General features: G+C 49.8%; 26 protein-coding genes. 3 read left to right on the top strand and 23 right to left on the bottom strand.

Going from position 1 to position 26,858, the window contains the following annotated elements:
- Positions 1-44: 44 nt before the first annotated feature.
- The 23 genes from AR688_RS01995 to trmJ all read right to left on the bottom strand — a co-directional run bounded on the left by AR688_RS01995 (position 45) and on the right by trmJ (position 22,594).
- Complete coding sequence (locus AR688_RS01995; protein WP_156420189.1) at positions 45-1,202, bottom strand: LpxL/LpxP family acyltransferase; 1,158 nt, start codon at positions 1,200-1,202, stop codon at positions 45-47.
- 163 nt (positions 1,203-1,365) lie between these two features.
- A complete protein-coding gene (locus tag AR688_RS01990) occupies positions 1,366-3,621 on the bottom strand; it encodes an arginine/lysine/ornithine decarboxylase (protein ID WP_068228373.1) in 2,256 nt (751 codons plus the stop codon).
- A gap of 11 nt (positions 3,622-3,632) precedes the next feature.
- On the bottom strand, positions 3,633-5,111 hold the full coding sequence (der, locus tag AR688_RS01985; protein ID WP_068228371.1) for a ribosome biogenesis GTPase Der: 1,479 nt from the start codon (positions 5,109-5,111) through the stop codon (positions 3,633-3,635).
- A 72-nt stretch (positions 5,112-5,183) separates the two neighbouring features.
- On the bottom strand, positions 5,184-6,365 hold the full coding sequence (bamB, locus tag AR688_RS01980) for an outer membrane protein assembly factor BamB (RefSeq protein ID WP_068228370.1): 1,182 nt from the start codon (positions 6,363-6,365) through the stop codon (positions 5,184-5,186).
- A 10-nt stretch (positions 6,366-6,375) separates the two neighbouring features.
- Positions 6,376-7,008: a YfgM family protein gene (locus AR688_RS01975; protein ID WP_068228368.1), complete on the bottom strand. Its 633-nt coding sequence runs from the start codon at positions 7,006-7,008 to the stop codon at positions 6,376-6,378.
- Between the two features lie 30 nt (positions 7,009-7,038).
- A complete protein-coding gene (hisS, locus tag AR688_RS01970) occupies positions 7,039-8,313 on the bottom strand; it encodes a histidine--tRNA ligase (RefSeq protein ID WP_068228360.1) in 1,275 nt (424 codons plus the stop codon).
- Between the two features lie 82 nt (positions 8,314-8,395).
- Positions 8,396-9,499, bottom strand: coding sequence for a flavodoxin-dependent (E)-4-hydroxy-3-methylbut-2-enyl-diphosphate synthase (gene ispG, locus AR688_RS01965; protein ID WP_068228357.1), 1,104 nt, complete (start codon positions 9,497-9,499; stop codon positions 8,396-8,398).
- A gap of 2 nt (positions 9,500-9,501) precedes the next feature.
- Positions 9,502-10,398, bottom strand: coding sequence for a RodZ domain-containing protein (locus AR688_RS01960; protein WP_068228354.1), 897 nt, complete (start codon positions 10,396-10,398; stop codon positions 9,502-9,504).
- Positions 10,395-12,134: a type IV pilus biogenesis/stability protein PilW gene (gene pilW, locus AR688_RS01955; RefSeq protein WP_068228351.1), complete on the bottom strand. Its 1,740-nt coding sequence runs from the start codon at positions 12,132-12,134 to the stop codon at positions 10,395-10,397. The genes AR688_RS01960 and pilW overlap by 4 nt, the downstream gene beginning before the upstream one ends.
- A gap of 15 nt (positions 12,135-12,149) precedes the next feature.
- Positions 12,150-13,277: a bifunctional tRNA (adenosine(37)-C2)-methyltransferase TrmG/ribosomal RNA large subunit methyltransferase RlmN gene (locus AR688_RS01950; protein ID WP_068228348.1), complete on the bottom strand. Its 1,128-nt coding sequence runs from the start codon at positions 13,275-13,277 to the stop codon at positions 12,150-12,152.
- Between the two features lie 106 nt (positions 13,278-13,383).
- Complete coding sequence (gene ndk / locus AR688_RS01945; protein WP_068228346.1) at positions 13,384-13,815, bottom strand: nucleoside-diphosphate kinase; 432 nt, start codon at positions 13,813-13,815, stop codon at positions 13,384-13,386.
- A gap of 160 nt (positions 13,816-13,975) precedes the next feature.
- Positions 13,976-14,389 (bottom strand): phosphate ABC transporter substrate-binding protein, encoded by a 414-nt coding sequence (locus AR688_RS01940; RefSeq protein WP_082694645.1) that lies wholly within the window; start codon positions 14,387-14,389, stop codon positions 13,976-13,978.
- 9 nt (positions 14,390-14,398) lie between these two features.
- Positions 14,399-14,581 carry a hypothetical protein gene (locus AR688_RS20425; protein ID WP_231731888.1) on the bottom strand — a complete coding sequence of 61 codons (183 nt, stop codon included), beginning with the start codon at positions 14,579-14,581 and terminating at the stop codon, positions 14,399-14,401.
- Positions 14,582-14,757: 176 nt separating this feature from the next.
- Positions 14,758-15,552, bottom strand: a complete 795-nt coding sequence (locus AR688_RS01935; protein ID WP_231731886.1) for a hypothetical protein — start codon at positions 15,550-15,552, stop codon at positions 14,758-14,760.
- A 145-nt stretch (positions 15,553-15,697) separates the two neighbouring features.
- Positions 15,698-16,036, bottom strand: a complete 339-nt coding sequence (gene fdx, locus AR688_RS01930; RefSeq protein ID WP_068228343.1) for an ISC system 2Fe-2S type ferredoxin — start codon at positions 16,034-16,036, stop codon at positions 15,698-15,700.
- Positions 16,037-16,039: 3 nt separating this feature from the next.
- A complete protein-coding gene (gene hscA, locus AR688_RS01925) occupies positions 16,040-17,893 on the bottom strand; it encodes a Fe-S protein assembly chaperone HscA (protein WP_068228340.1) in 1,854 nt (617 codons plus the stop codon).
- 8 nt (positions 17,894-17,901) lie between these two features.
- On the bottom strand, positions 17,902-18,426 hold the full coding sequence (hscB, locus tag AR688_RS01920) for a co-chaperone HscB (RefSeq protein ID WP_068228337.1): 525 nt from the start codon (positions 18,424-18,426) through the stop codon (positions 17,902-17,904).
- Positions 18,427-18,467: 41 nt separating this feature from the next.
- Positions 18,468-18,791 carry an iron-sulfur cluster assembly protein IscA gene (iscA, locus tag AR688_RS01915; RefSeq protein ID WP_068228334.1) on the bottom strand — a complete coding sequence of 108 codons (324 nt, stop codon included), beginning with the start codon at positions 18,789-18,791 and terminating at the stop codon, positions 18,468-18,470.
- Between the two features lie 5 nt (positions 18,792-18,796).
- Positions 18,797-19,180 carry a Fe-S cluster assembly scaffold IscU gene (iscU, locus tag AR688_RS01910; protein WP_068228332.1) on the bottom strand — a complete coding sequence of 128 codons (384 nt, stop codon included), beginning with the start codon at positions 19,178-19,180 and terminating at the stop codon, positions 18,797-18,799.
- 30 nt (positions 19,181-19,210) lie between these two features.
- Positions 19,211-20,425 (bottom strand): IscS subfamily cysteine desulfurase, encoded by a 1,215-nt coding sequence (locus AR688_RS01905; protein WP_068228330.1) that lies wholly within the window; start codon positions 20,423-20,425, stop codon positions 19,211-19,213.
- A gap of 17 nt (positions 20,426-20,442) precedes the next feature.
- Positions 20,443-20,925, bottom strand: coding sequence for a Fe-S cluster assembly transcriptional regulator IscR (gene iscR, locus AR688_RS01900; RefSeq protein WP_068228327.1), 483 nt, complete (start codon positions 20,923-20,925; stop codon positions 20,443-20,445).
- 103 nt (positions 20,926-21,028) lie between these two features.
- Positions 21,029-21,838 (bottom strand): serine O-acetyltransferase, encoded by an 810-nt coding sequence (gene cysE / locus AR688_RS01895; RefSeq protein ID WP_068228324.1) that lies wholly within the window; start codon positions 21,836-21,838, stop codon positions 21,029-21,031.
- Positions 21,839-21,841: 3 nt separating this feature from the next.
- Positions 21,842-22,594 (bottom strand): tRNA (cytosine(32)/uridine(32)-2'-O)-methyltransferase TrmJ, encoded by a 753-nt coding sequence (gene trmJ, locus AR688_RS01890; protein ID WP_068228322.1) that lies wholly within the window; start codon positions 22,592-22,594, stop codon positions 21,842-21,844.
- Positions 22,595-22,764: 170 nt separating this feature from the next.
- Between trmJ and AR688_RS01885 the strand changes: the two genes are divergently transcribed.
- From AR688_RS01885 to AR688_RS01875, 3 genes are read left to right on the top strand one after another with little or no spacing between them, the layout of a single operon-like run.
- Complete coding sequence (locus tag AR688_RS01885; protein WP_068228320.1) at positions 22,765-23,601, top strand: class I SAM-dependent methyltransferase; 837 nt, start codon at positions 22,765-22,767, stop codon at positions 23,599-23,601.
- Between the two features lie 57 nt (positions 23,602-23,658).
- Complete coding sequence (gene purD / locus AR688_RS01880) at positions 23,659-24,945, top strand: phosphoribosylamine--glycine ligase (RefSeq protein ID WP_068228319.1); 1,287 nt, start codon at positions 23,659-23,661, stop codon at positions 24,943-24,945.
- 2 nt (positions 24,946-24,947) lie between these two features.
- On the top strand, positions 24,948-26,747 hold the full coding sequence (locus AR688_RS01875) for an ExeM/NucH family extracellular endonuclease (protein ID WP_068228318.1): 1,800 nt from the start codon (positions 24,948-24,950) through the stop codon (positions 26,745-26,747).
- Positions 26,748-26,858 lie beyond the last annotated feature (111 nt).

Below are 26,858 nucleotides of genomic sequence, written 5' to 3'. Positions count from 1 at the left end.
TTGTTTTATATTCCCGCAATGGGGGCTATCAGTTACGAAACTTGTCACATTAAAGCCGTAACCAATTCCTTGCTAATCAACTCATTGATAAGTTTAATTTTAAGTTGATTTTCATCATCTTGCTCAAGCCACTGCTGCACATCATTTGCAGTGCAGCCGTTAGAAAGAAGGTGGTTCAGTTCACCTGACCATGTGGGTAGCCTAACGGCTATCTGCCTCTGTAAATTGAATAGCAAGACATCATCCCCTTGCTTAACCAATCTGGCATTTTGTCGATTTAATTGCAGCCCTGTGTTTTTATAAGACTCATACATATCATTAGCAAAAGTGCCTATATGCTGCTGGATCCATCTATGGCAGCATGTAATATATTCCCATTCTTGCGGCTGTTGCTTGATATGTCTCTCTAACTGAGAGTATAAGCCTTGCATCACATCTGAGTTTGTTGGCAGTAATTCACCCGCACTAATCTGATAGCAATTTTCGGAATTTGGTTTTGCAAGGCTAAATAGGGGCAAAACTGGCATTTTGAATGTTGATGCTAATCGTGCAATTCCTGCTTTTACATGAATTTTTTTGTTAAAAAAACAAACCTCAACACCACCTTCGGATACGTGGACGCCATCGGGCCCCATATTTCCATCAACATAGATAGTGACTATATGCCCCTTTCTCATTTGCTTAACAAGTTGCTTGCCTACAGAAGGATTATCTACTTCAATCAAGTTAAAACAATTTGCAAACTCGGCGGGGGCAATATGTTTTTGCTGATAGAAGTCCCAATATGCTTTTCCTGCAACGGGCGAAACTACTGGAATACCATTACAAGCTAAATCTACCAAGATGCTACGGTGTAATCCAAAGTGGAATAGTGCAAGAATAACTCCACCATATTGTTGCTGGATTGATGTAATTTCTCTGCAAACATGCACCCACCCTGAATGCTCTGCTTCGGGTATACCAGTACATTTTTGATCAGCAAAGTGCTTAACTAAAAATGCTAACCGTTTGTCAAATTTATCAATACAAAATGAGCGATACTCATAATTTTCAATGCTAAGCTGGTCTGCCGCTTGCTCAGAAATATTCAGTAAAGTCTGATAGTTAATCGATGAAAAGAACTTTCTATCAAATTCCATTTTTATAATATAACCAGATAATGTGCTTGGACCTGTTATGTCAAAAAGAACAACGCCAATCAATTAAAAATAACACTTATCACATTTTTATAAACTAAAAATAGAAAAAAGGTACTGAGGTGGAGAAAATAAAAGCTTGATAACGCGGGATGAAAAAAAGCGCTCGCGATTATCGCGAGCGCTTTAAAATATTAAACAAAGATACCAATCAAATAACGGTAATTAACTATTCCTTCACCACATCAATAAAGTACTTCAACTCGCCATCTACCATTTCGCGCACCAAACCGTGTACGTCGGTTTCAAAGCCCGGGAAGGCACCGTTAAAGGCGCGGGTAAATTGCAGGTAGCTGATAATAATTTTATTAAAGCGCTCGCCCGGTACCATCAGCGGTATGCCCGGCGGATACGGCGTTACCAGCATGGCAGTAACCCGGCCTTCAATCTCGTCAATCGATACCCGCTCAATATCGCGGTGCGCCATTCTGGCCCAGGCATCGGCCGGCGTCATCGCGGTTTCAATATGAGACAAGTACATTTCGGTGGTGACTTTGGCCACGTCAAACTTGCGGTACATATTGTGAATTTGCTGGCATAAATCACGCAGGCCAACTTTTTCATAGCGCGGATGCTTTTTGGCAAACTCCGGCATAATGCGCCACATCGGCTGGTTTTGATCGTAGTCGTCTTTAAACTGCTGCAGTTCGGTAACCATAGAGTTCCAGCGGCCTTTGGTTATACCGATGGTAAACATAATAAAGAACGAGTACAGGCCGGTTTTTTCAATAATAATACCGTGCTCAGCCAGGTACTTACTGACAATAGCCGCAGGTATACCCTGCTCATCAAACTGACCGTGCAGGTTTAAGCCCGGCGTAATAATAGTGGCTTTAATCGGGTCGAGAATATTAAAGCCCGACTCTATCGCGCCAAAACCATGCCAGCTGTCTTTAGCATGCAAGGTCCAGTTATCGCGCGTGCCCAGGCCTTCTTCCGGTAATTCATCCGGGCCCCAGACACGGAACCACCAGTCGTCGTCACCAAATTCGGCGTCAACCTTGCGCATAGCACGGCGAAAATCGATGGCTTCCATTAAGCTTTCTTCTACCAACGCCGTGCCACCCGGTGCTTCCATCATCGCAGCGGCGACGTCACAGCTGGCAATAATGGCATATTGCGGGCTGGTAGAGCTGTGCATCAGGTACGACTCGTTAAAACGGTGCGTATCCAGGTTACGGTTCTGCGCATTTTGCACCAGAATTTGCGACGCCTGCGATAAACCGGCTAACAACTTATGCGTCGACTGGGTGGCAAACACCAGGGTGTCTTCTGAGCGCGGCCGGTCTTTACCTATCGCATGCATATTTTTGTAAAAATCGTGGAAACTGGCGTGCGGCAGCCAGGCTTCGTCAAAATGCAGCGTGTCGATGGTCGAGCCCAGCTCCTGCTTAATTTCTTCCACGTTATACAAGATACCGTCGTAGGTACTTTGCGTAATGGTTAAAATGCGCGGCTTTTTGTTTTTGGCATTGCGGGCAAAGGGGTTGGCTTCTATCTTCTTGGCGATAGCTTCTGGTGAGAACTCGCTTTTCGGAATAGGGCCGATAATGCCGTAATGGTTACGTGTAGGCATTAAAAACACTGGTATAGCGCCGGTCATAATAATCGAGTGCAGTATCGATTTATGGCAGTTACGGTCTACCACGACGATATCACCCGGTGCTACCACTGAGTGCCATACCATTTTATTCGACGTAGAAGTACCGTTGGTAACAAAGAACAAGTGGTCGCAGCTGAAAATACGCGCCGCGTTGGCCTCACTTTCAGCTACCGGGCCGGTGTGATCCAGCAACTGGCCTAATTCATCTACCGCGTTGCAGACATCAGCACGCAGCATATTTTCACCAAAGAACTGATGAAACATCTGGCCGACCGGGCTTTTTAAAAACGCTACCCCGCCGGAGTGGCCAGGGCAGTGCCAGGAGTAAGAGCCGTCAGAGGCGTAATCCATTAAGGCATTAAAAAATGGCGGTGCTAAGGCATCAAGGTACTTTTTCGCCTCGCGGATAATATGCTTGGCCACAAACTCCGGCGTATCTTCAAACATATGGATAAAGCCGTGCAGCTCGCGCAGTACGTCGTTTGGTACATGGCGTGTGGTGCGGGTTTCACCATAGAGGAAAATAGGAATGTCGGCGTTGCGCTTGCGCACCTCTTTGATAAAAGTACGCAGCTCGCTTAATGCTTTGGCCACTTCTTCGGCGCTGCCGGTGCCGAATTCTTCATCGTCTATCGATAAAATAAAGCACGACGCACGGCTAGCCTGCTGAGCAAAGGCGCTTAAATCAACATAGCTGGTATAACCTACTACCTCAAAGCCGTGGCTGCTGATGGCCTGAGCTAAATCACGAATGCCAGAACCAGAGATATTCTCTGAGCGAAAGTCTTCATCGATAACAATAACCGGGAAACGAAAATTCATGCCGTTGGTCCTTATTGGTCCAGTTTTTTACGCGCTTTCATTAACCGCTCGCGTTTGTACTTTTGCAGCGGCGTTTCAGTGTTCTTTTTCGTTGGTGCAAACGGGTTTTCGCCTTCGCGGAACTCAATGCGAATCGGCGTGCCCATCATTTGCAATGCCTTACGATAGTAATTCATCAGATAACGTTTATAGGAATCTGGCAGGTCGTCTACCTGATTACCGTGAATCACGATCAGCGGCGGGTTATAACCACCGGCATGGGCGTATTTCAGTTTTACCCGACGGCCATGCACCAAAGGTGGCTGGTGATCTTCCTGCGCCATTTTCATAATACGGGTTAATAAGGCGGTGCTGTGACGCTTGGTGGCTGAATCAAAGGCTTCTTCAACCGATTCAAACAGGTTACCGACACCCGAACCGTGCAAAGCAGAAATAAAATGCAGCCGGGCAAAGTCGATAAAACCTAAGCGGCGGTCCAGCTCACGTTTTATTTCCTCTTTGATGCTGTCATTTAAGCCATCCCATTTATTCACCGCAATAACCAGTGAGCGGCCGGCGTTAAGCACAAAGCCTAAAATACTTAAATCCTGATCGGAAATACCTAAGCGGGCATCCAGCACTAAAATCACCACGTTGGCGTCTTCAATGGCCTGCAGCGTTTTAACTACCGAGAACTTTTCTACCATATCGTCAATTCTGCCGCGGCGGCGTACACCGGCGGTGTCTATCAGGGTATATTCGCGCTCATTGCGCTGCATAGGAATATAAATAGAATCACGCGTAGTGCCGGGCATATCGAACACTACTACCCGCTCTTCACCCAAAATACGGTTGGTCAGCGTTGACTTACCGACATTGGGTCGGCCGACTATGGCCAGTTTAATATGTTCACTGCGCAGCCGTGCCGCTTCAGCATCGGCTTCTTCTTCGGTCAGAGTTTCCAATACTAAGCCTTCTTCCGGCTCAACTTCGCCGGCCAGCAGCTTTTGCTGCTCTTCGCTTAATAACGGTATCAGGGCTTGATTTAACAGCACTGACACGCCACGGCCATGGGCAGCAGCAATGGCATATACCTCGCCCAAACCTAAACTGTAAAAATCGGCAACGGCGGTATCGGCATCCAGACCATCGGTTTTGTTGGCAACAACAAACACCTTTTTCTCTACTTTGCGAATATGCGCAGCAATGGCTTCATCACCTACGGTGGCGCCAACACGGGCGTCTACCATAAACAATACTACGTCAGCTTCATCTATGGCTTTAAGCGACTGCTCAGCCATTTCTACTTCAATACCCTGCTCGTTGCCATCAATACCACCGGTATCGACCACAATAAATTCCAGCCCTTCATACTTCACCGAGCCGTATTTACGGTCGCGGGTCAGGCCGGGAAAATCTGCTACCAGCGCATCACGGGTGCGGGTTAAGCGGTTAAAAAGTGTCGACTTACCGACATTGGCTCGCCCTACCAGGGCAACGACAGGCAACATTATGTGAACCTCAAAAATAACAAAACAGGCCCGGTACAGGCCTGTTTAAAAACTTCAACCGCTGTTAACGGTTTAAGGCGTTTGTAATAAGACTAGCTCACCATTACGGCTTTGCACCAACAGATAGGTGCCGTTACTGACCGCTTCAGTGTAAAAACCAGAACCGTCCATACTTTGGCGCGCAACAAAATCACCGGTTTCACGATTTACCCAGTGCAAATTACCTTTGTTATCGCCAATAACCAGATAGTCTTTATATACCGCAGGGCCGGTCAGATAATGCTTGTTAAGGCCAAACTGAGACCATTTTTCAGAGCCGCTGCGCGCATCCAGTGCATAAATGCGGCCAACAGAATCCACCAGATATAAAGTGTCGCCTGCCACAGCCATATTGCGGAAACTGGCGTAATCACGTTTCCATAGCTGACGGCCGGTGCGCAGTTCCAGCGCGACCAACTCACCGTTAAAAGCAATGCTGTACACAGTGCCGCCAACTACTAATGGCGTCGCGTCAACATCAACCAGACGGGATAAATCGGTGCTGCCTTTGGGCACGGCAACCGTTTCTTCCCATGCCTGATAGCCGCGCTCAGCAATCAGTACACCAATATGGCCATTGCCAGAGCCGTATATTACACCGCCGCCTTCAATGATCGGATCGCTGACGCCGCGTAACGTTAGAGCAGGTTGTTCATTCTCAAACTGCCAACGCTCTTCACCGGTATCCGGGTGCAGTGCAACCAGGGTTCCGGCGCCGGTAGCCACTACCACCAAACCATCACCAACAGCCGGTTTAGCCAATACTTCGCCTTTTACTTCAGAGCGCCATAACAATTCGCCCTCGGCAGACAAAGCAACCACATCACCGTTTTCAGTACCAAAATAGATTTTGTCGTAGCCGTAACTCAGGCCACCGGCAATACGGGCGTTGTCACCAGACCATACATCGCTGATGCCCTGCCAAAATGAACTGCCGGCAGGTTTACGCAAATCAAACTGCCATTTACGCTTGCCGCTATCCAGATTGTAAGCAGCAACCAGCCCTTCACGGCTGGCAGCGTATACGGTATCACCGACAATAATTGGCGTTAGTGACGATTCATAGTGAGCGACACCTGAACCTATGCTGGTGCTCCATACTACATCAGGATCGATGCTGTTTTGTACCGGTGGCAGTACCAGCTTTTCTTTGCTGGAACATCCGGCCAGTATAACTGCGCTAAGCAGCAAGACCTGTTTTAACTGTAATTTCACGCTTACCTCTTTACACTGCAGTGACGTGCGCCAGCTCGTCCAGCTTGATCTGAAGCAACTGCTGATTTTGTCCTGCAGTTGCCAGCGCTTGTTGATAGGCTGCTTTTGCTTCTGGCAGTTTTTCTGCCAGTACTAAAATGTCACCTTTGAGTTCAGCTTGCAAAGAAGCAAAGCTCTCTGGCATGGCTTTTTCCAGTGTTGCCAGCGCAGCATCATAGCTGCCCTGCTCCTGTTGTAATTTCGCCAGGCGCAGTTGAGTTACCGCCAGCAATGCCGGCTCTTTGGCGTTAGCCAGTACCCAGTTCAGTTGCTCTGTTGCCAGCTCGTAGTTTTTAGCTGTTACGGCTTCTTTTGCTGTTATCAGTGCAGCCAGCACAGCGTAGTTATCACCTTTAGAGGCGCTAACAAAGCTTTGCGCCTGGGTTAACCATTCTTCACTGCTGCCAGCTTCACGTTGTTGCAGTAACTGGTTATATTCCGTTGACGCCTGTTCAGCAGTGTTGCGCTGCTCTGCCTGATAGTAACGAAAACCATATAACGCCGCCAGGCCCAGTACCACACCGGCGAGGATCGCTTTGCCGTACTCGTGCCAAAAACGTTTAATTGCTTCTACCTGTTGTTCTTCACTGCTGTAAATTTCCACTGCATTGCTCCGTTTTACGTCTAAGGCCCGTTATGCTGCAAAGGCCAGCGTATTCGCCAGTTCTGTTAATAAAATTGTTTGTTGCGGTTTGTCTTCACGTAGCCATTTTACCGTGATTTCACCGCGTGCCAGTTCATCTTCGCCGATGATTAATCCAATTGCCGCGCCAGATTTATCAGCCCGCTTAATTTGTTTTTTCAGGTTGCCGCCGCCACAATGCACCATAATGCGTTTATCCGGCAAGCTGGCACGCAGCCTTTCGGCAACAGAAAGTACCGCAAGTTCAGCCTGTTCGCCAAGTGCCATCAGGTAAATATCGGCAACGGCGGGCAGCACCGGCAGTAACTGCAGCGTTTGCAGTAATAACACCAGCCGCTCCAGCCCCAGCGCAAAGCCTACCGCAGGTGTGGCTTTACCACCCAATTGCTCAACTAAACCATCGTAACGGCCACCGGCACAAACTGTACCTTGTGCGCCGAGCTCTGTGGTTACCCACTCAAACACGGTTTTGTTGTAGTAATCCAATCCGCGCACTAAACGCGGGTTTACCGTAAATTCAATGCCAGCCTGCGTCAGTAACTGCTTTAAACGGGCAAAATGTTCTGCTGAATCCTTATCCAGATAATCTGCCAGTTTAGGCGCAGCCGCTAATATCTCTGCCAGTGCCGGATTTTTACTATCCAGCACCCGCAATGGGTTGCTGTACATACGGCGCAGGCTGTCTTCATCCAGCGCCGCTTTATGTTGTTCTAAATACGCCACTAAAGCGTCGCGGTAAGCGGCGCGGGCTTCACTTGAACCCAGCGAGTTCAGCTCTAGTTTCACATAAGGTGTTAAGCCCAGTTGCTGCCACAGCCGTGCGCTTAGCATAATCACTTCAGCATCAATATCAGCCGAGGCAATGCCGAAGGCTTCCAGGCCAAACTGATGAAATTGCCGGTAGCGGCCTTTTTGCGGCCGTTCATGGCGAAACATCGGCCCGGTGTACCACAGCCGTTGTTCCTGATTGTACAGCAAACCATGTTCATTACCGGCGCGCACACAGCAGGCGGTGCCTTCCGGGCGCAGGGTTAAGCTGTCACCATTGCGATCGGCAAAGGTGTACATCTCTTTTTCTACTATGTCGGTTACTTCGCCAATTGAGCGCTTAAACAGCTCGGTCATCTCAACAATAGGAAAGCGAATTTCGCTGTAACCATAGCTGGCCACTGTCTGGCGCAGTGTCTGTTCAACATATTGCCAGGCTACAGTATCCTGCGGCAGGCAATCGTTCATACCGCGAATGGCCTGAATTTGCTTCGACAAAATTAAACTTCCATCGGTTTGAGTTAAAAAACAGCCGCGATTATAGGCGTAACAGGGCTAAACACCAAGCCTGTTGCCCGGCTTAATCCAGCTGACGCACCGCAATTTTTTGCTGCAGGTATTCACGTACCTGCTGTTCAAGCTGATCAGCCACCTGTTCATTGTCCAGCCGCAGCTTTTGCCGCTGACCGTTAATGTAAAAACCACTTTTTTTACTGGCGCCAGCCACACCTAAATCAGACACCAGTGCTTCGCCCGGGCCGTTTACTACGCAACCTATCACCGACACCGTTAGCGGTTCGGTAATGTCTTCCAGCCGCTCTTCGAGCTGGTTCATGGTTTTGATCACATCAAATTCCTGCCGCGAGCAGCTGGGGCAGGCAATAAAATTAATACCACGTGAGCGAATGCGCAGCGATTTTAAAATATCAAAGGCAACTTTTACCTCTTCTACCGGATCGGCCGCCAGCGATATCCGCAGCGTGTCACCAATACCCTCGGCCAGTAACATACCCAGGCCAATCGCCGATTTTACTGCACCGGCGCGGGCGCCACCGGCTTCGGTAATACCCAAATGCAGCGGCTGCTTTATTTGCTGCGCCAATATACGGTAGGCCCCTACTGCCAAAAATACGTCTGACGCTTTAACGCTGACTTTAAACTGATCAAAATTCAGCCGGTCGAGAATATCGACATGCCGCATTGCTGATTCTACTAAAGCCTGAGGCGTGGGTTCGCCGTATTTTTCCTGAATGTCGGCTTCAAGCGAACCACCATTTACGCCAATACGGATCGGGATATTGTAGTCCCGTGCGCAATCTACTACGGCACGAATGCGGTCTTCGCGGCCAATATTGCCCGGGTTAATGCGCAGGCAATCCACGCCATATTCAGCGACTTTTAGGGCAATGCGGTAATCAAAATGAATATCTGCCACCAGCGGTATTGGCGACTGCTGTTTAATCAGCTTAAAGGCTTCTGCTGCCTCCATGGTCGGTACCGATACCCGCACTAAGTCGGCACCGGCTTTGGCAATAGCCTGAATTTGCGCAACGGTAGCCGCAACATCGGTGGTGCGGGTGTTAGTCATAGACTGCACCGCTATTGGCGCATCACCGCCAATTAATACGTTGCCCACCCGGATTTGCGTACTTTGACGGCGTTTAATTGGATTTTCTGCAAACATGCTTATTCTGACTCAGGAATAGTAAATTTGGCCACTCTGCCACCAGGAAAGGCTGACATATCAAAGGCTTGCTGATTAAAGTTAATTGTTACTACGCTGGGGTTACCCAAGGTAATAACAAAAGGTGCCGTGCCGGTAAGCTGCATAATATAACCTGCCTGCTTGGTACCATAAGCCACGCGGTTGCCGTCAGCGTCAACGACATCGATCCAGCAATTTTCGCTAAAGCGCATTTCCAGCGTATCCAGCTGTGGCACTTCTGCTACCGGTGCCAGCTCTGCTGATTGTGGCACCAGTTGCTGTAACATTTCATTTAGCTGCTGCTCAGTAATGGCATTGTCGGCTGAACTACCCATGCTAACGTCTTGTTCATCAGTGGCCGGTGCGGCGGGTAATTCAGTTTGGGGTTCAGGTGTCACGGGTGCTTGCTGTGACGGTACCTCAGTGGCTTGATTGGTTGTGGTTGGAGCGCTATCTGCGGTATTTTCACGCGCGCTTTGCCACCACCAAACAAATAACAGCACCAGCAACAACACGATAATGGCGTAGGTTAGCCACATAAAACGGTTTTCTGTTGCCTGATGAGCAGTGCGGTTAGAAAAGGTGCGCATGGGTTTGGTTGTAGATGCAACAGAGCCGGTCTGGCGGCTAAGCGCAGCCATCAATTCAGTTTCTGGCAGTTTCAGCAGGCGACCATAAGCGCGGACATAACCACGGGCGAAAGTTTCCAGGGTACGGCCGTCTGGCTGATCCTGCTCCAGCCGCTCTACCTGCTCAGCTTTCAGGTTCAGCTGTAACGCTACCTGCTGCACAGTTAACTTACGCTGCTCACGCGCCTGGCGCAGCAATTGGCCTACGCTAAGTTCGGCTACAGCTTCATTTTCGGGTTCTTTATTCATTGTTCAATACTGTCCGGGTCGACAATATACACCTGCTGCCCAACCTTAAGCCTGCTTTGCTCGGTCAGATTATTCCAGCTGAGAAATCTGTCCAGCCGGATATTATAGCGATAAGAAATAGCAAACATGGTTTCACCGGTTGCGACCTGATGATAAGGCGAGCTGATATCCTGCTGTACCACAGCTGGTCTGCTGGCGGGTTGTGCCGCCTGCAGTTGTTCATTGCTGACTTCGGCCAGCCATATTTTTTGCCCGGCTTTAATTACCGAAGCGGGTGTCAGCTGATTCCACTGCATCAGGCGCTGCAGCAGGATATTGTGCTGCACAGAGATGGCATATAACGACTCAGCTTCTTTTACAATATGAAACGGCGCACTGCTTTCTGATATTTCTCGCGAAGCCGGTGCAGCGGTAGTAGCTGGTGCAGTTTCCGGCTCTGGCCGAGCTGTCTGCTCTGACTGAGTCTCTTGCACTACTGTAGTTGCCTGCTCTGGCTGAGCAGCCTGACTTGCCTCAGCAACAGCTGTGGTTGCCGTAACAACAGGTTCTGCCGCTGTTTCAGTAGCAACGGCTTGCGCCGGCGCCGGTATTGTTTCTTGCGGTAAGCTTACTGGCAACGGTGCTGCTGTTGTTAGCGCAGCGCTATTTTGCGTCAGACTACCGGCAATAGCACTGGTACTGTTATTTAGTGGCTGGGCTGGATGGGCTGGAGCTACCGCTGGTGCCGGCACTGCGGCAGAGGGCTCTGGCGTGGCTTTTTTTACTGGTTTTTGCGCAGCCACAGCAACAACCTGAGTATCAGCTTCAGCCACTTTGCGTTTGACTATTCTCAGCTTCGGGTTATCTACCGGCTGTGCCGGTACTTGTTGCCTGGCATTGTCATCGGGCAACACAATATTGGCCATCAGGCTGTCTTTATAGCGCTCACGCAGTTGCTCAAACTCGCTGTCAATCAAGCGGCCCTGCAACAATAACCGCGTTTCCGGCGTGTCAGTGTAAAGCGTCAGCAATAACTGCTCCGCGCTTTGCATGGTGTCACGGTCACCGTTTTTCTCAGCGATCAGGTAACTAAGCAATACTGTGCGGGCAGAAACCCGTCCAAGGCGCGAGATACGGTCAAGCTGGTTCTTGGCAGCACGGTTATCTCCCATAGCGTAGGACAGCCCGGCCTGCATCGTCAGCGAGGTAATACGGGTTGTATTGTGACTTACCGAGCTTTCCAGGTAGCTTTTGGCTTTGCTGAAGTTATTTTGCTGCAACTGACACAACGCCAGGTTTTCATAGCTCTCCGCAACCCGGATGTAGCCGGGGCGGCTAATGGCCTTTAACAATAATTGCTCGGCTTCATCATAGCGATTCAACTGACATAAAAAGGCACCGTAGTTGTTGTAAGCATCAGCGTAATTCGCGTCTTTCTGAATGGCCAGGCGAAAATACTCTTCCGCTTGTTTTTCTTCACCAACGCTCTGATAGTAATACGCCAGAGCACTGTGCACTTCAGCGGAATTAGGCGCAAAGCTACGGGCGCGCTCCAGATTATATTTAGCTTGCGAGGTGTCGCCACGGCGCAGGTAGTTAAGGCCAAGTGAAATGCGGGTACGGGCGGCTTCTATATTATCAAAGGAGCGATCTGACACTGGCTTATCGCTACCGACATAGCTTTGCTCTGACACACATCCGGTCAGGGCTAATACACTACTCAGTGCGATACCAATGAAAAACTTCTGCTTTAACACGCGCCCTTCCTTGTTTTATGGCAGCATTTTTACTGCTATAGGCTGGCCTTTTTGCTGCTTTTTGATCAATCGTTTTGTTCTGTCGATAACATCGCCAACCAGTTGGCCACAAGCGGCATCAATATCGTCGCCGCGGGTTTTACGTACAATAACAGTAAAGCCGTATTCTTGTAAGACTTTGTTAAATCTGTCAATCCGTGAGTTACTCGAACGTTTGTACGGCGACCCCGGATAAGGGTTAAACGGGATCAGGTTAATCTTCGATGGTGTATCTTTCAGTGCATGCGCTAATTCATGCGCCTGCTCCATACTGTCGTTCACGCCGTCCAGCATCACATACTCTACTGTGACCTTATCATTGGCCTTAGAGTTCGCTACATAACGTCTTGACGCAGCTAAAAATTCTTCCATCGGATATTTACGGTTTACCGGTACCAGCTCATTACGCAGTTCATTGTTTGGGGCGTGCAGAGAAATAGCCAGCGCTACGTCAATTTTATCGCGCAGTAAGTCCAGCGCTGGCACTACGCCTGAGGTACTTAAGGTTACTCGGCGCTTGGATAAGCCAAAACCGAAGTCTTCCAGCATCAGCTCCATTGCCGGTACCACGTTGTTCAGGTTAAGCAAAGGTTCGCCCATGCCCATCATTACTACGTTAGTGACCGGTTTGTCGCCGGTATCGCCATAACTGCCAATAATTTGCGCCACACGCCATACCTGGCCGATAATTTCTGCCACGCTAAGGTTACGGTTAAAGCCTTGCTGCGCCGTTGAGCAGAACGAACAATCCAGCGCGCAACCCACCTGGGATGACACACACAAAGTGCGGCGATCTTTCTCCGGGATCCACACAGTTTCTACTTCCTGGCCGCCGCTTAAGCCCATGACAAACTTAATGGTGCCATCACTGCTGTCTTGCCGTGTAACTACCACCGGCGCCTCAATAACACAGCGTGCTTTGAGCTTTTCCCGCAATACTTTATTGATATTGCTCATCTTATCGAAATCATCGATACAGAAGTGGTAAATCCATTTCATTACCTGATCGGCACGAAACGGCTTTTCGCCCATATCGACGAAAAACTGCTGCATTTGTGCACGGGTTAAATCAAGTAAATTAATTTTGTTTTGCTGCTCAGTCATTTGCAGAGCGCTCCTTACCACAATAAACAATAGCCATAAAACACTGTACCAACATGCACTAAGGGGGCTGTTGCCCCCTTAGTCCGTTACCGCAGGCGATTAACGCTTAACGGGTACGGGCACACAATTCTGCTTCAGTGAAGAAGTAAGCAATTTCACGCGCGGCAGAAGCCGCTGCGTCTGAACCGTGCACAGCATTTTCGTCGATGCTGGCGGCGTAATCAGCACGTAAAGTACCGGCTAACGCATCTTTCGGGTTAGTAGCACCCATGATTTCACGGTTTTTACGCACGGCGTCTTCACCTTCCAGCACTTGTACCATTACCGGGCCTGAAGTCATAAAAGACACCAAAGCACCAAAGAATGGACGCGCGCTGTGTTCAGCGTAGAAACCTTCAGCTTGCTCTTTGCTTAAGTGTAGCATTTTAGCGGCAACGATACGTAAACCGGCAGACTCAAAACGGTTGTAAATAGCACCGATTACGTTCTTGGCAACAGCATCCGGCTTGATAATTGAAAAAGTGCGTTCTAACGCCATAACAGGCTCCTGATTAAGTGGGTAATTAAACTGAATGATTCAAATTTAAGGCGGCAAATTATACGCTAGTTGCAAAAAAAAACCTATTTTTGCTGACAAAAAAGCCGCTAACTTAGGTATTGAACCCTCAGTATCGCGGCTGATTATGACAATCAGGTGTTTAGAAGCTGGCAACCACTTTCACGCTGCTATCCACACTGCCACTACTGATATAGCCAATAGCACCGCTGTCGGCAGCGACAGCGGCTTTAACCGCTGCATCATCGGCCAGTTCTTTCGGTGGTGTGCCCTTACCGGTAAACACCAGCTTTGACCAATAGGCTTTTAGCTGGGCAGCTGAGCGGTTCAGCACTTTGCTGTCAAATTCATCACGTGCTGCCGTACCTTCCGCCATATTCAACGGTGTGGCTTTACTGCCATCAGCGAAGCTGCTGGCCCGGCCTAAAAACAGCCGGTTTAAATCATCTGCTGACACCGCATTGGCATTAGCCGGGTTAACCACTACAGCAATATCTGCAACGGCGGCACCGGATAACAGGGCTGCCAGCAACAAGACTGTTTTAATTGTGCGCATAAGGCCCCCTTAAAATACCAAATCTACGCCAAACGCCAGTACATCCTGACGCAGATCAGCGATTTCATTATCTTCAGAGCTGTATTGCAGTTTAAACGCCGCTGAAGGATGGAAGTCGTAACGTAAACCCAGATTGTAAGTGGTTGCCTTACGGGCCTGGCTTTGCACTATGCCCGCTACCGGCAGTAACAACTGGGGTGGCAGTGTTGCCAGATAAGGGGTATAAATTTCCGTTTTGGCTTCATTATCTTCTTTTTCATAAGAGATATATGGCGTTATGCTATCAAAACGATGACCAACCGATACGTAGAAATTTTTCTGATCGGCGATAAAACTGTTGTCTACTGTTACCGTGGTGTATTCCGCTACTAACAGCCAGTCATTTTTGTCGGCAGTAAAACCCAGGCCAAAAAAGCACCGTCTTCTTCGTTAATATCGATTTCGTTTACCAGAGCAGCAAAACCTGCGCCGGACAAACCTGTAAAAAAATCACCAAAAGTAACACCGGGCTGTAACTGAGCGCTTTGGGCATCAATGGTTACTTTGCCTCTTAAATAGGCAGCGCGCAGGCTATACCAGTCGCGCCCCAACTCCCAGGCTACGCCCAGTACGTTCTTTATCTCGGCATCAACACTATTGCCGCTGACTGTGGCATCGCCATCATAGGCACCGGCAATTAACTGCAGGTTGGAATCAAAGCTGCCTAGCTGCGTGGTGTGATAAAAAGATATACCTTCAATATTGTCAAAACCTAAGCCATAAACGCTTTGTGGCACCCGCAACCAGTCGTAGGCGTAACCCACATCACGAAAGTCAGAGTATTTATAAAACGGTGTGCGTAAACGGCCAGCATTAATACGTATTTCGTCTGTCAGCTGATAACTGATAAAAGCCCATTCAAATTCAACATCAAAATCTTCTGCGCCACGCCCCATCAGTTGTGCCGTAACCGACAGCTTTTCACCCAAATCCGACATTAGCTGTACAGCAAATAAACTCTCATTTTTAAAGTCCAGGCTGTCATCATAACCATATAGTGTGTCGTCGCCATCCAACGTTACACCGGCTTTAATTGACGCAAAGCCATTTATAGTCAGATCAGCATACGCCGGTGCGGCCAGTAAGCTTGATAACGTCGCCGCTATCAGAGATTTTTTTAACATAGTTACTCCGTCTGTTATCTTTGTCTTCCAGATCCTAGCCTAACCTTCATTAATCACCAGCAAAGCACCGGTTTTATTGAGTAACAACAGATTATTGGCAAAAAAAAACGGCCCAGCAGGCCGTTTCGTCACCAAGGCAGGTAAATCAGTGGCCTTCGCTGACCATATTGACGGTGTACTTTGGAATTTCTACCACCAGGTCTTCATCAGCAATACGCGCCTGACAGCCCAGGCGTGATTCCGGTTCCAGGCCCCAGGCTTTATCCAGCATATCGTCTTCGAGTTCTTCACTTTCATTTAGTGAATAAAACCCTTCGCGCACGATAACGTGGCAGGTGGTGCAGGCGCAGGATTTCTCACAGGCATGCTCTATCGAAATGCCGCTGCGCAGCGCCACATCCAATACCGTTTCACCAGCTTTGGCTTCAACTGCGGCGCCATCGGGGCACAGCTCGGCATGGGGTAAAAATACGATTTGTGGCATTTGTTATACCTCGTCCACGTTATGGCCTGTTAACGCATTGCGGATTGATTGATCCATGCGCCGGGCGGCAAAGTCATCAGTTAATGTGTTGGTATGCTCAATCGCCGCTTTGATAGCGGCGGTATCGTCGCCTTGTTTTACCTCTGCGAGGGTTGTCAGCGCCTGGTTAATATTGGTCAGCTCCTGCGCACTTAATAAGGCCGCATCGGCTTTAAGCGCTTGTGACACCGCTTCCAGTACCCGTTCGGCCTCTACCTGCTGCTCACGTAATAACCGCAACTGCATATCCTGCCGCGCATACTGCATTGAGCCTTTTAGCATAGTGGCAACCTGATCATCACTTAAACCATAAGACGGTTTAACCTGAATATTAGCCTGCACACCGGTAGATTTTTCCTGTGCGGTAACACTTAATAAACCGTCGGCATCTACCTGAAAAGTGACGCGGATATGGGCGCCACCGGCTGGCAGCGGCGGTATGCCACGCAGTTCAAACCGGGCCAGTGAGCGGCAGTCTTCTACCAGCTCACGCTCGCCCTGCACCACATGCAGCGCCATCGCGGTTTGGCCATCTTTAAAGGTGGTAAATTCCTGCGCCCGCGCTACCGGTATTACGGTGTTACGCGGGATAATTTTTTCGGTTAAGCCGCCCATGGTTTCAAGGCCGAGGGATAACGGGATTACATCCAGCAGCAGCGTATCACCGTCGGCTTTATTGCCTACCAGCACGTTGGCCTGAATAGCCGCACCAATTGCGACCACTTTATCCGGGTCGATGGAGGTAAGTGGCTCAGTGGCAAAAAATGTGGCCACTTCAGTGCGCACCAACGGCACGCGGGTAGAACCACCAACCATCACCACTTTAACAATTTCATCGCTGGTTAAACCGGCGTCGCGCAGCACCTGGCGGCAAGCGCGAATGGTTTTTTTAACCAGCGGTGCTACTAGCTGTTCAAATTCTGTTTTGCTTAGCGTACCACTGAATTGGCTGCCTGCCACAGGCAGAGAAAAATTGACCATATCGCTGTCGGTTAACTGCTCTTTAATACTGCGCGCTGTGGTTAAATACTGCCGCATTGCCTGGTGCGATAACTCAGCTTCACCGGTATGTTGCTGCAAATAGCCGACAATAGCATGGTCGAAATCATCACCACCAAGGGCTGAGTCACCGCCGGTAGCCAGCACTTCAAATACACCGCGGCGCAGGCGCAGGATAGAGATATCAAAAGTGCCGCCGCCTAAATCATATACGGCAATCACACCTTCCTGGCCGGAATCAAGACCGTAGGCCAGTGCTGCTGCTGTCGGTTCATTTAGCAAACGCATGACATTTAAACCGGCCAGTTTGGCGGCATCTTTAGTGGCCTGGCGCTGGGCATCATCAAAGTAGGCTGGTACGGTAATTACTACGCCGTTTAATTCACCGCCTAAGGTTTCACTGGCGGTGTTGGCCAGCGTAGCCAGAATTTCGGCCGATACTTCTACCGGGTTTTTTACGCCCTGCACGGTATTAATGGCAACTAAACCTTGTTGATCAATCAGCTGGTACGGCACTTTATCTTTTAATGCTAGGGTTTCGTTATAACCTTTACCCATCAGGCGCTTTACTGACACTATGGTGTTTTCAGCGTCATTTACCGCTGATGCCATGGCGGCATCACCTACCACCACGCTATCAGCCGTATAACGCACCACCGACGGCAGCATATCGCGCCCCTGGCTGTTAATCAGCGTTTTGGCTTCGCCGCTACGTACTGTTGCCACCAATGAATTGGTGGTGCCAAGGTCAATACCGGCCGCCAGCTTGTGCTGATGCGGCGCAGCGCTTTGTCCGGGCTCTGCGATTTGTAATAGCATAGTGTTGTTTAGTCTTGTAGTTGCTGTTCTATCAGCTCCAGCTCTTGCTGCAGCTTAAAGAAGAATTTTAGTTTACGGATCAGGTCTGCTGCCTGTTGATCCTGCTCAGCGGTTTCACTGTCTAATGCCGTTGCCAACTGCTGTAACAACTGTTTTTTCTGCTGCTGCAACTGGCGCTCTATAGTGTCAATAACCGCGTCGGGATCTGCGCTCTGGTCTATTTCAGCCAGTTGCTCGCGCAGTTCCATTTGCTGCATTAAAAACAGCGGATCAGTAAAGCTGCGCTGCTCATGGCTTATTTTTAAACCGCGCAGTGCCAGCAAATGTTCTGCCCGCATTAATGGCTGCTTTAAGCTGTGATAAGCATCGTTAATATTGGCAGTTTGTTGCACTGCCAATAGTTTGTCCCGCTCCGAACCGCTACTGTGCTGATCCGGGTGGAACTGCTTTTGCAGCTTAAGATAGCGCGATCCCAGCTCAGTTAAGTCGAGATCGAACTTCGCCGGCAGATTAAACAGCTGAAAGTAATTCATCCGGCCCTTAGATGTTTAAATTAATTACTTGAATTAAATACTTAAACAGTAAAGCTTTCGCCACAACCACATTCGCCGTTAACGTTCGGGTTGTTAAACTGGAAACCTTCATTCAGGCCTTCTTTAACAAAGTCCAGCTGGGTGCCGTCTATATATACCAGGCTTTTGCCGTCAACAATCAGCTTCAGGTCGTCTTGTTCAAACACCTGATCATCGTCGTTAAGCGTATCGACAAACTCCAGTACATAAGCCAGGCCCGAGCAACCGGTAGTTTTAACACCTACCCGTAAACCCACGCCTTTACCACGGTTTTGCAAAAAGCTGCGTACCCGCTCGGCGGCTGCCGTTGTCATCGAAATAGCCATAGTATTTAGCCTCCGTGTTTTTGCTTATAATCAGCAATCGCTGCTTTAATGGCATCTTCTGCCAGAATAGAGCAGTGAATTTTTACCGGCGGCAGCGCCAGCTCCTGAGCAATGTCAGTATTTTTAATTTGCTGCGCTTCATCCAGGCTTTTGCCTTTTACCCACTCTGTTACCAGCGAGCTGGAAGCAATAGCACTGCCACAGCCGTAGGTTTTAAATTTTGCATCTTCGATGATGCCAGCAGCATTAACTTTGATTTGCAGCTTCATTACGTCGCCACATGCTGGTGCACCTACCATACCGGTGGCAACGGTGTCGTCATCTTTATCAAATGAGCCAACATTGCGCGGGTTTTCGTAGTGATCGATTACTTTATTACTGTATGCCATGATAGTTACCTCAATGTGCAGCCAGTGCGCTTAGTGCGCAACCCAGGCCACAGTGTTTAAATCGACGCCGTCTTTGTACATGTCCCACAGTGGTGACATTGCACGCAGTTTTTCAATCGCCTGATGCACAATTTTAATGGTGTGATCAATCTGCTCTTCAGTGGTGTAACGGCCGATACTGAAACGGATAGAACTGTGTGCCAGTTCATCGCTCATGCCCAGGGCGCGCAGCACATAAGATGGCTCCAGGCTGGCAGAAGTACAGGCAGAGCCTGACGATACGGCGATGTCTTTTAATGCCATAATCAGCGACTCACCTTCAACATAGTTAAAGCTGATATTGGTAATATGTGGCACCCGGTGTTCACGGTTACCGTTTAGAAACACCTGCTCAATATCTTTTACGCCGTTTAACAGCCGATCGCGCAGCGCAGTAATACGCTTAATTTCGTCGTGCATTTCCAGCTTAGCTAAACGGAAGGCTTCGCCCATAGCGACAATCTGGTGCGTTGGTAAAGTGCCTGAACGCATACCTCGTTCATGGCCGCCACCGTGCATCTGCGCTTCTAAGCGAATACGTGGTTTACGCCGTACAAACAAAGCACCAATACCTTTGGGGCCATAAGCTTTGTGGCCGGAGAACGACATTAAATCAACTTTCAGCGCTTGTAAGTCAATATCCAGCTTGCCTGCAGCTTGTGCCGCATCAACATGAAAAATAATACCTTTGCTGCGACACAGCTCGCCAATGGCAGCAATATCCTGCACCACACCAATTTCGTTATTAACAAACATTACGCTAATTACTGATGTATCCGGGCGGATAGCCGCTTCGAGCATAGCAACGGTGACCATGCCATCGGTTTGCGGCTCAAGGTAAGTTACCTCGTAGCCTTCACGCTCCAACTGGCGCATGGTGTCCAGCGTGGCTTTATGTTCGGTTTTTACCGTAATCAGGTGCTTACCTTTTTTACGGTAAAAATCGGCAGCGCCTTTAATGGCCAGGTTATTGGATTCGGTAGCACCTGAGGTGAATACAATTTCGCGTGGATCAGCATTTACCAGCTCTGCAATCTGGCTGCGGGCAATTTCTACCGCTTCTTCTGCCTGCCAGCCAAAACGATGCGAACGCGACGCCGGGTTACCAAACTCGCCGTCCATTGTTAAAAACTGCATCATTTTCTCTGCTACCCGGGCGTCGACCGGGGTAGTTGCAGCGTAATCCAGATAAATAGGTAGCTTCATTATTTGCTCCGTGTTGCCTACAGCTGGCAGCTGACTTCGATATCAGTTGCCGGATTCTTTACAATACGGCTGTTTTGCCGTTTTGCCAGGTATTGTACATCTTGCTTATTTACCAACTCGCCCAGCGTAATGCCGGTAAGAAAATCTTCAATGCGGTGACTTAAATCACTCCACAGAGTATGGGTTAAACAACGGGTACCGCTGTGGCAGTCAGATTTCCCCTGACAGCGGGTGGCATCTACCGACTCATCCACCGCGCTTATCACATCTGATACCGAAATACTGCCAGCCTCACGGCCCAGCTGATAACCGCCGCCCGGCCCGCGCACACTGCTAACCAAACCCTGTTTACGTAAGCGGGCAAATAATTGCTCAAGATATGACAACGAAATACCCTGACGCTCTGAAATATCAGCCAGTGGCACCGGCCCGGTTGCTGTGTGTAAGGCTACATCCAGCATAGCCGTTACCGCGTAGCGGCCTTTCGATGTTAATCTCATGCTTTGCTCCCTGAAAACAATGGCGCCATTGTACATTCCCGACTGTTTTAGTCAAGTATTAATAACCTACTGCATTAGTCAGGTATTCAGGATTAAGGTTCCATTAAATGGTTGGATCAAAGGCCTCTACGTCACGTTTGCGCTCTTGCGCCGCGCGCTGTTCCGCTAACTTAAAGTCTTCTTCGTCAATATTCACTGTCGGTACTTCTTCACAGACATTACCACCCAGCTGATTGACACTGTGGCACAGCTCACCGACTTTGGTATCCAGCAGTTGAATATGGTCCAGCATACGGCCGATGGCATTGGCCACCGGATCGGGGTTATCTGCCGCCACCGCATAGGCATCAAAACCAAACTTTTGTGCCAGTTGCTTACGCTGCGCGCTTACTTCAACATCGGCTTTTGCCACAATACGGCCAGGAATACCAATAACTGTCGCGCCGGCCGGTACATCTTTTACCACCACGGCATTAGAGCCAATGCGGGCATTTTCACCGACATAAAGCGGGCCCAGCACTTTAGCACCGGCACCAATAACAACACCATTGCCTAAAGTAGGGTGACGTTTACCCGGATTCCAGCTGGTACCGCCCAGTGTTACGCCATGATACAGGGTAACGTCATCGCCAATTTCCGCGGTTTCGCCAATCACCACACCCATACCGTGATCGATAAAAAAGCGCCGGCCGATTTTGGCACCAGGGTGAATTTCCACACCGGTTAGCCAGCGGGCAATAGTGCTTAAAAAACGTGCCAGCCATTTCCAGTTGCCACGCCACAATTTATGACAAACACGATGCCACCAAATGGCATGCAAACCAGGGTAAGTGGTTAATATCTCAAAGCTGCTGCGTGCAGCCGGGTCGCGTTCAAACACACTTTTGATATCTTCTTTGATACCAGCAAACATGCGTTACTCCTTCTCGCCCTGTGCCTTGCGGCCATAACGCTGCACTGAGGTTAAAATGCCGCGCAATATATTGTATTCGGCTTCTTCCGGCCGGGCCCGGGTAAATAAGCGTTTCAGTTTGGTCATCACCACGCCCGGATGCTGTTTGATAATAAAGCCGGTTTCATTCAGGGTATCTTCCAGATGCTGATAGAAGTTGCTCATTTGCTCACTGCTCGGGTAAGCCGCCTCATCAGCCGTTGGCGCAGCGGCTTGCTGCTGCGCCGCTTGTTGCAACCAGGCCATACGCACTTCATAAGTCACAATTTGCACTGCCATCGCCAGGTTTAGCGAGCTGTATTCCGGGTTAGCCGGAATACAAACGTGGTAGTTACACAGTTGCAGCTCTTCGTTAGTTAAACCACTGCTTTCGCGGCCAAACACCAGCGCTACCGGCTGTTTTTCTGCCTCCTGCACCGCTTTAACACCGCACTCACGCGGCTCCAGCATTGGCCAGCTTAAGGTGCGCGAGCGGGCACTGCTACCCACCACCAGGGCGCAGTCGCTTATTGCCTGTTGCAACGTATCGAACACTTTGGCATGGGCTAAAATATCGCTGGCTCCGGCAGAGAGTGCATAGGCCTGACCATCGGGCAGCTCTTTTGGCGCTACTAAATACAGCTCTGATAAGCCCATGGTTTTCATGGCGCGGGCCACCGAACCAATATTGCCGGTATGGGTTGTGCCCACAAGAATGATACGGATCTGGTTTAACATAAGGCTTCCCGCGTAAAAGGGCTGGCATTCTAGCATAGCCTTGCGCATTTGTTGACGAGAAAATAGCAGTCTGGCCATCTGAATAATGCAGATTAATGCGCCAGTGTAACCTGCTTTTTGCCTATTGTTTTGCTACACTAGCGCCACTTTTACAACAGGGAACCACGAAGATGAAAACAATAAAACTTGCTCTTGCGCTGTCCGCTGTTCTGTTAAGCCCACTGGCGAATGCTGATAGCAGTAAAGGTGATCACACTGAAGCCTTACAACTGGCGGTAGATCATCAAACACGTAGCCCGGCAAATGTCGCCCGCGATAAATACCGTAATCCGGTTGCTACCTTAGCGTTTTTTGAGGTTAAACCCGACAGCACTGTGGTAGAAATATCCCCAGGTGGTGGCTGGTACACTGAAATTCTGGCACCGTTACTGGCAGCGCACGGCACTTACTATGCTGCGCATTTTCCTGCCGACAGTACCTCCGACTACGCGAAACGCAACCGCGCCGCCTTTGTCGAAAAACTGGCTGCCAGCCCCATATACAACCGCGTGCAGTTAACCGACTTTGCTCCGGGTAACACTGCGGCCATTGCCCCGGCAGGCAGTGCTGATGTGGTATTAACCTTCCGTAATCTGCATAACTGGTATAGCAATGGCGGAGATGATGGCATGGTTGCCATTTTTAAAGACTTTTATAAAGCATTAAAACCCGGTGGCGTGCTGGGCGTGGTAGAACACCGCTTACCGGCAGATAAAATGACCGGCGAGTGGATGAAATCAGGCTATTTCCCGCAGCAGTTAACCATTACGCTGGCAGAAAAAGCCGGTTTTGTTTTTGACAGCAGCAGCGAAATAAACGCCAACCCGAAAGATACCGCAGATCATCCGGGCGGCGTCTGGACGTTGCCTCCTGTACTGCGCTTAAAAGAGCAGGATAAGGAAAAATATCTGGCCATCGGCGAAAGTGACCGCATGACTCTGAAGTTTCGCAAACCTGTCGCTGAATAAGCGGGTATTGAATAACCTTTATTGCACACTTTTTTTGAACAACTAACGGAAAGCTAAATGAAAGTATTGGTAATTGGCGGCGGTGGCCGCGAGCATGCACTGGCCTGGAAAGCAGCGCAGTCACCTTTGGCAAGCAAGGTATTTGTTGCGCCGGGTAACGCCGGCACCGCCCGCGAAAGCAGCCTGATCAACGTCGCCATTGCAGCAGATGATGTGCCAGCCCTGCTCGCCTTTGCCCAACAAGAAAACATTGAGCTTACCATTGTTGGCCCTGAAGCACCGCTGGCGAAAGGCGTGGTTGACGTCTTTCGCGCTGCCGGGTTAGCTATTTTTGGCCCAACCAAAGCCGCCGCACAACTGGAAAGCTCTAAAGCTTTTGCTAAAGACTTTTTAGCCAGGCATAGCATCCCCACTGCGGCTTACCAAAACTTTACCGAAACGGCTCCGGCTAAAGCCTTTGCGCAAAAGCTGGGCACGCCGGTAGTGATTAAAGCCGACGGTTTAGCGGCCGGTAAAGGCGTGATTATTGCGCAAACGCAGGACGAAGCCGCCGCCGCAATTGACGATATGTTATCCGGCAACAAATTTGGCGATGCCGGCAGCCGTGTTGTGGTAGAAGAGTTTTTAACCGGCGAAGAAGCCTCGTTTATTGTGATGGTTGATGGCACTACAGCACTGCCGTTTGCTTCATCGCAAGACCATAAAGCGCGTGATAACGCCGACAAAGGCCCGAATACCGGCGGCATGGGCGCCTATTCGCCAGCACCTGTGGTAACACCTGCCGTGCACGATTGGGTAATGCAACACGTGATTTACCCCACTGTAAACGGTATGGCGGCAGAAGGTACGGTATTTACCGGCTTTTTATATGCCGGTTTGATGATAGCTGAGGACGGCAGTGCCAAAGTGCTGGAATTTAACTGCCGCTTTGGCGACCCTGAAACCCAGCCGATTATGCTGCGGCTGGAGTCTGATTTAGTTGAGCTGTGTCTGGCCGCAACCAAAACTGAACTTGCCGGTAAAGCTATTCAGTTTACCTCCCAAGCAGCAGTAGGTGTGGTGTTGGCGGCCGGTGGTTATCCGGACGCCTATGCCAAAGGCAACGTTATCAGTGGCCTGGATGGCGCTGACAGCAGCACAGCCAAAGTATTTCATGCCGGCACTGAGCTGAAAGACAGTAATGTAGTCACAAACGGCGGTCGCGTACTCTGTGCCACAGCCTTAGGCGCCAATGTTACGGCGGCGCAACAGGCGGCATATCAGCTGGCAGATAAAATCAGCTGGGATGGCATGTTCTGCCGCACCGATATAGGTTACCGCGCCATTGCCCGCGAGCAAAAGTAGTGATGAAAGTTAACTCGTTTTTTCTGTCAGGCGCGGTACTGCTAAATACCGCCCTGCCCTTAAGTGCCGCACTGCCAAACACTGCAGCTATTACAGCCTGTGCATCGCAGTTTACGCCAATTCACCATATCCAGGGCACTGGTGACAGCAGCCCCCTGGCTGGCCAGCAGTTAACTACCCGTGGCGTAGTTACCGCTGTGGTATACCCCAATAGCAAAGCTGCCGGCATTGTGCTGCGGGGCGCTGAGCGCGGAGATACCGCTGCCTCTGGGAGCCTGTTTATTGCCGATAAAGCCGCTGCAGCCACTTATCGGCCAGGCCAGCCGCTACAAATAACCGGCACTGTGGCAGAAGTTAACCAGTTAACCCGCCTGATCCAGCTCACCGACATCAGGCTTTGTGGCGAGGCAACCAAAGTGCAGCCAGTAACGCTGCGGTTGCCACTAACCGCGCAGCAAAGCTGGGAGCAACTGGAAGGTGAATTATTGCAATTTAGCCAGCCGCTTACCGTTAACGACACTTACAGCCTGGGCCGCTACGGTGAAATAACACTGGCTGATAAACGCCTGATGACAGCAACTGAAGTAATGCTGCCTGGCAAAGACGCTATTGCCCTGACTACTGCTCAGCAAGAGCGGCATATGCTGGTACTGGACGATGGCCTGTATCAGCAAAACCCGGATCCGCTGTTATTCCCGGCTGGCGGTTTAACGGCAGACAATACCTTACGTATTGGTGACAGCCTAAGTGCTGTTGAAGGCGTGTTACTGCAAGACGAGCGGGGCTACCGGTTACTGCCAACAAAAATGCCGCAGTTTAAAGCACAAAACCCACGCCCGGCAAAACCCGAGCCTAAACCAGCCAAAGCGCTGCGCATAGCCAGCTTTAATGTGCTTAATTACTTTAACGGTGCTACAGAGCAGCAGGCATTTCCGACCCGGCGCGGTGCCAGTACCGCAGCAGAGCTGGAACGACAACAGGCAAAACTGATAACCGCACTGGCAGCGCTGGACGCTGACATCATTGGCCTGCTGGAAGTAGAAAACAACGGCTACAACCAAAAAGGCGCTTTAGCCGGCCTGACAGCTGCACTTAATAAAGTGGCCAGTAAACCTTACCGCTTTATTATTACTAAACAGCAGCCTGGCTCTGATGCCATTAAAGTTGCTTTGCTTTACCGTCCCTCTGCCGTTAGTGTTGAAGGTAAAGCTGCCATGCTGCTAAATAAACCTTTCGACTGGGGCAGCCGGCCGCCACTGGCACAAAGTTTCCGCCATTTACTGTCAAATGAGCTGGTTACTGTCAGTATCAACCACTTTAAATCCAAAGGTAGTTGCCCGAAAGACGCCACCTCCAAAGATGCCGATCAGCATGATGGCCAGGCTTGCTGGAATGCGCTGCGCAAAACATCTGCCCGTGCACTTAGCGACTGGCTGGCTAAGCAACCTACCGGTGTAAAAACCGACCAGCAGATTATTCTCGGCGATTTAAACGCATACCGGATGGAAGATCCGGTACGGATGCTGGAGCAGCAAGGCTGGACATACCTCAAAGCTGCAACAGGCCCGCAGTATTCTTATGTCTATCGCGGCCGCACCGGTTCGCTTGATCATGCGCTGGCCAGCCCGGCACTGGCAAAAAAACTGGCCGCTATGCAGCACTGGGCTATTAACGCCGATGAGCCGGTATTGCTGGATTACAACATGGAATTTAAAAGCGACAACCTGCAGCAGTTGCTTTATGCGCCCACGCCATACCGCTCGTCAGATCATGATCCTCTAATCGCCACCTTTCAGTTCTGATCGCCACCGACAAGCACCGCTGAGTTAATTCAATAACTTAGCGGTGGTTGTATGCTTAACACAGCAATAAACAGTTGCACCAGCTTAACGGGATGCTTTAAGGTGACGTTC

This window comes from Rheinheimera sp. EpRS3, assembly GCF_001513785.1.
Taxonomy (GTDB): domain Bacteria; phylum Pseudomonadota; class Gammaproteobacteria; order Enterobacterales; family Alteromonadaceae; genus Alishewanella.
The sequence above is the reverse complement of the archived record's forward strand: the minus strand, read 5'-3'. Positions and strand labels throughout refer to the sequence as shown.

Excerpts from the sequence above, each read along its gene's own strand:
- AR688_RS01990 (WP_068228373.1), bottom strand. The coding sequence starts at position 3,621 with ATGAATTTTCGTTTCCCGGTTATTGTTATCGATGAAGACTTTCGCTCA.
- der (WP_068228371.1), bottom strand. The coding sequence starts at position 5,111 with ATGTTGCCTGTCGTTGCCCTGGTAGGGCGAGCCAATGTCGGTAAGTCG.
- ispG (WP_068228357.1), bottom strand. The coding sequence starts at position 9,499 with ATGTTTGCAGAAAATCCAATTAAACGCCGTCAAAGTACGCAAATCCGG.
- AR688_RS01960 (WP_068228354.1), bottom strand. The coding sequence starts at position 10,398 with ATGAATAAAGAACCCGAAAATGAAGCTGTAGCCGAACTTAGCGTAGGC.
- AR688_RS01950 (WP_068228348.1), bottom strand. The coding sequence starts at position 13,277 with ATGACTGAGCAGCAAAACAAAATTAATTTACTTGATTTAACCCGTGCA.
- ndk (WP_068228346.1), bottom strand. The coding sequence starts at position 13,815 with ATGGCGTTAGAACGCACTTTTTCAATTATCAAGCCGGATGCTGTTGCC.
- AR688_RS01940 (WP_082694645.1), bottom strand. The coding sequence starts at position 14,389 with ATGCGCACAATTAAAACAGTCTTGTTGCTGGCAGCCCTGTTATCCGGT.
- AR688_RS01935 (WP_231731886.1), bottom strand. The coding sequence starts at position 15,552 with ATGTTAAAAAAATCTCTGATAGCGGCGACGTTATCAAGCTTACTGGCC.
- fdx (WP_068228343.1), bottom strand. The coding sequence starts at position 16,036 with ATGCCACAAATCGTATTTTTACCCCATGCCGAGCTGTGCCCCGATGGC.
- hscA (WP_068228340.1), bottom strand. The coding sequence starts at position 17,893 with ATGCTATTACAAATCGCAGAGCCCGGACAAAGCGCTGCGCCGCATCAG.
- hscB (WP_068228337.1), bottom strand. The coding sequence starts at position 18,426 with ATGAATTACTTTCAGCTGTTTAATCTGCCGGCGAAGTTCGATCTCGAC.
- iscA (WP_068228334.1), bottom strand. The coding sequence starts at position 18,791 with ATGGCTATTTCGATGACAACGGCAGCCGCCGAGCGGGTACGCAGCTTT.
- iscU (WP_068228332.1), bottom strand. The coding sequence starts at position 19,180 with ATGGCATACAGTAATAAAGTAATCGATCACTACGAAAACCCGCGCAAT.
- AR688_RS01905 (WP_068228330.1), bottom strand. The coding sequence starts at position 20,425 with ATGAAGCTACCTATTTATCTGGATTACGCTGCAACTACCCCGGTCGAC.
- iscR (WP_068228327.1), bottom strand. The coding sequence starts at position 20,925 with ATGAGATTAACATCGAAAGGCCGCTACGCGGTAACGGCTATGCTGGAT.
- cysE (WP_068228324.1), bottom strand. The coding sequence starts at position 21,838 with ATGTTTGCTGGTATCAAAGAAGATATCAAAAGTGTGTTTGAACGCGAC.
- trmJ (WP_068228322.1), bottom strand. The coding sequence starts at position 22,594 with ATGTTAAACCAGATCCGTATCATTCTTGTGGGCACAACCCATACCGGC.
- AR688_RS01885 (WP_068228320.1), top strand. The coding sequence starts at position 22,765 with ATGAAAACAATAAAACTTGCTCTTGCGCTGTCCGCTGTTCTGTTAAGC.
- purD (WP_068228319.1), top strand. The coding sequence starts at position 23,659 with ATGAAAGTATTGGTAATTGGCGGCGGTGGCCGCGAGCATGCACTGGCC.
- AR688_RS01875 (WP_068228318.1), top strand. The coding sequence starts at position 24,948 with ATGAAAGTTAACTCGTTTTTTCTGTCAGGCGCGGTACTGCTAAATACC.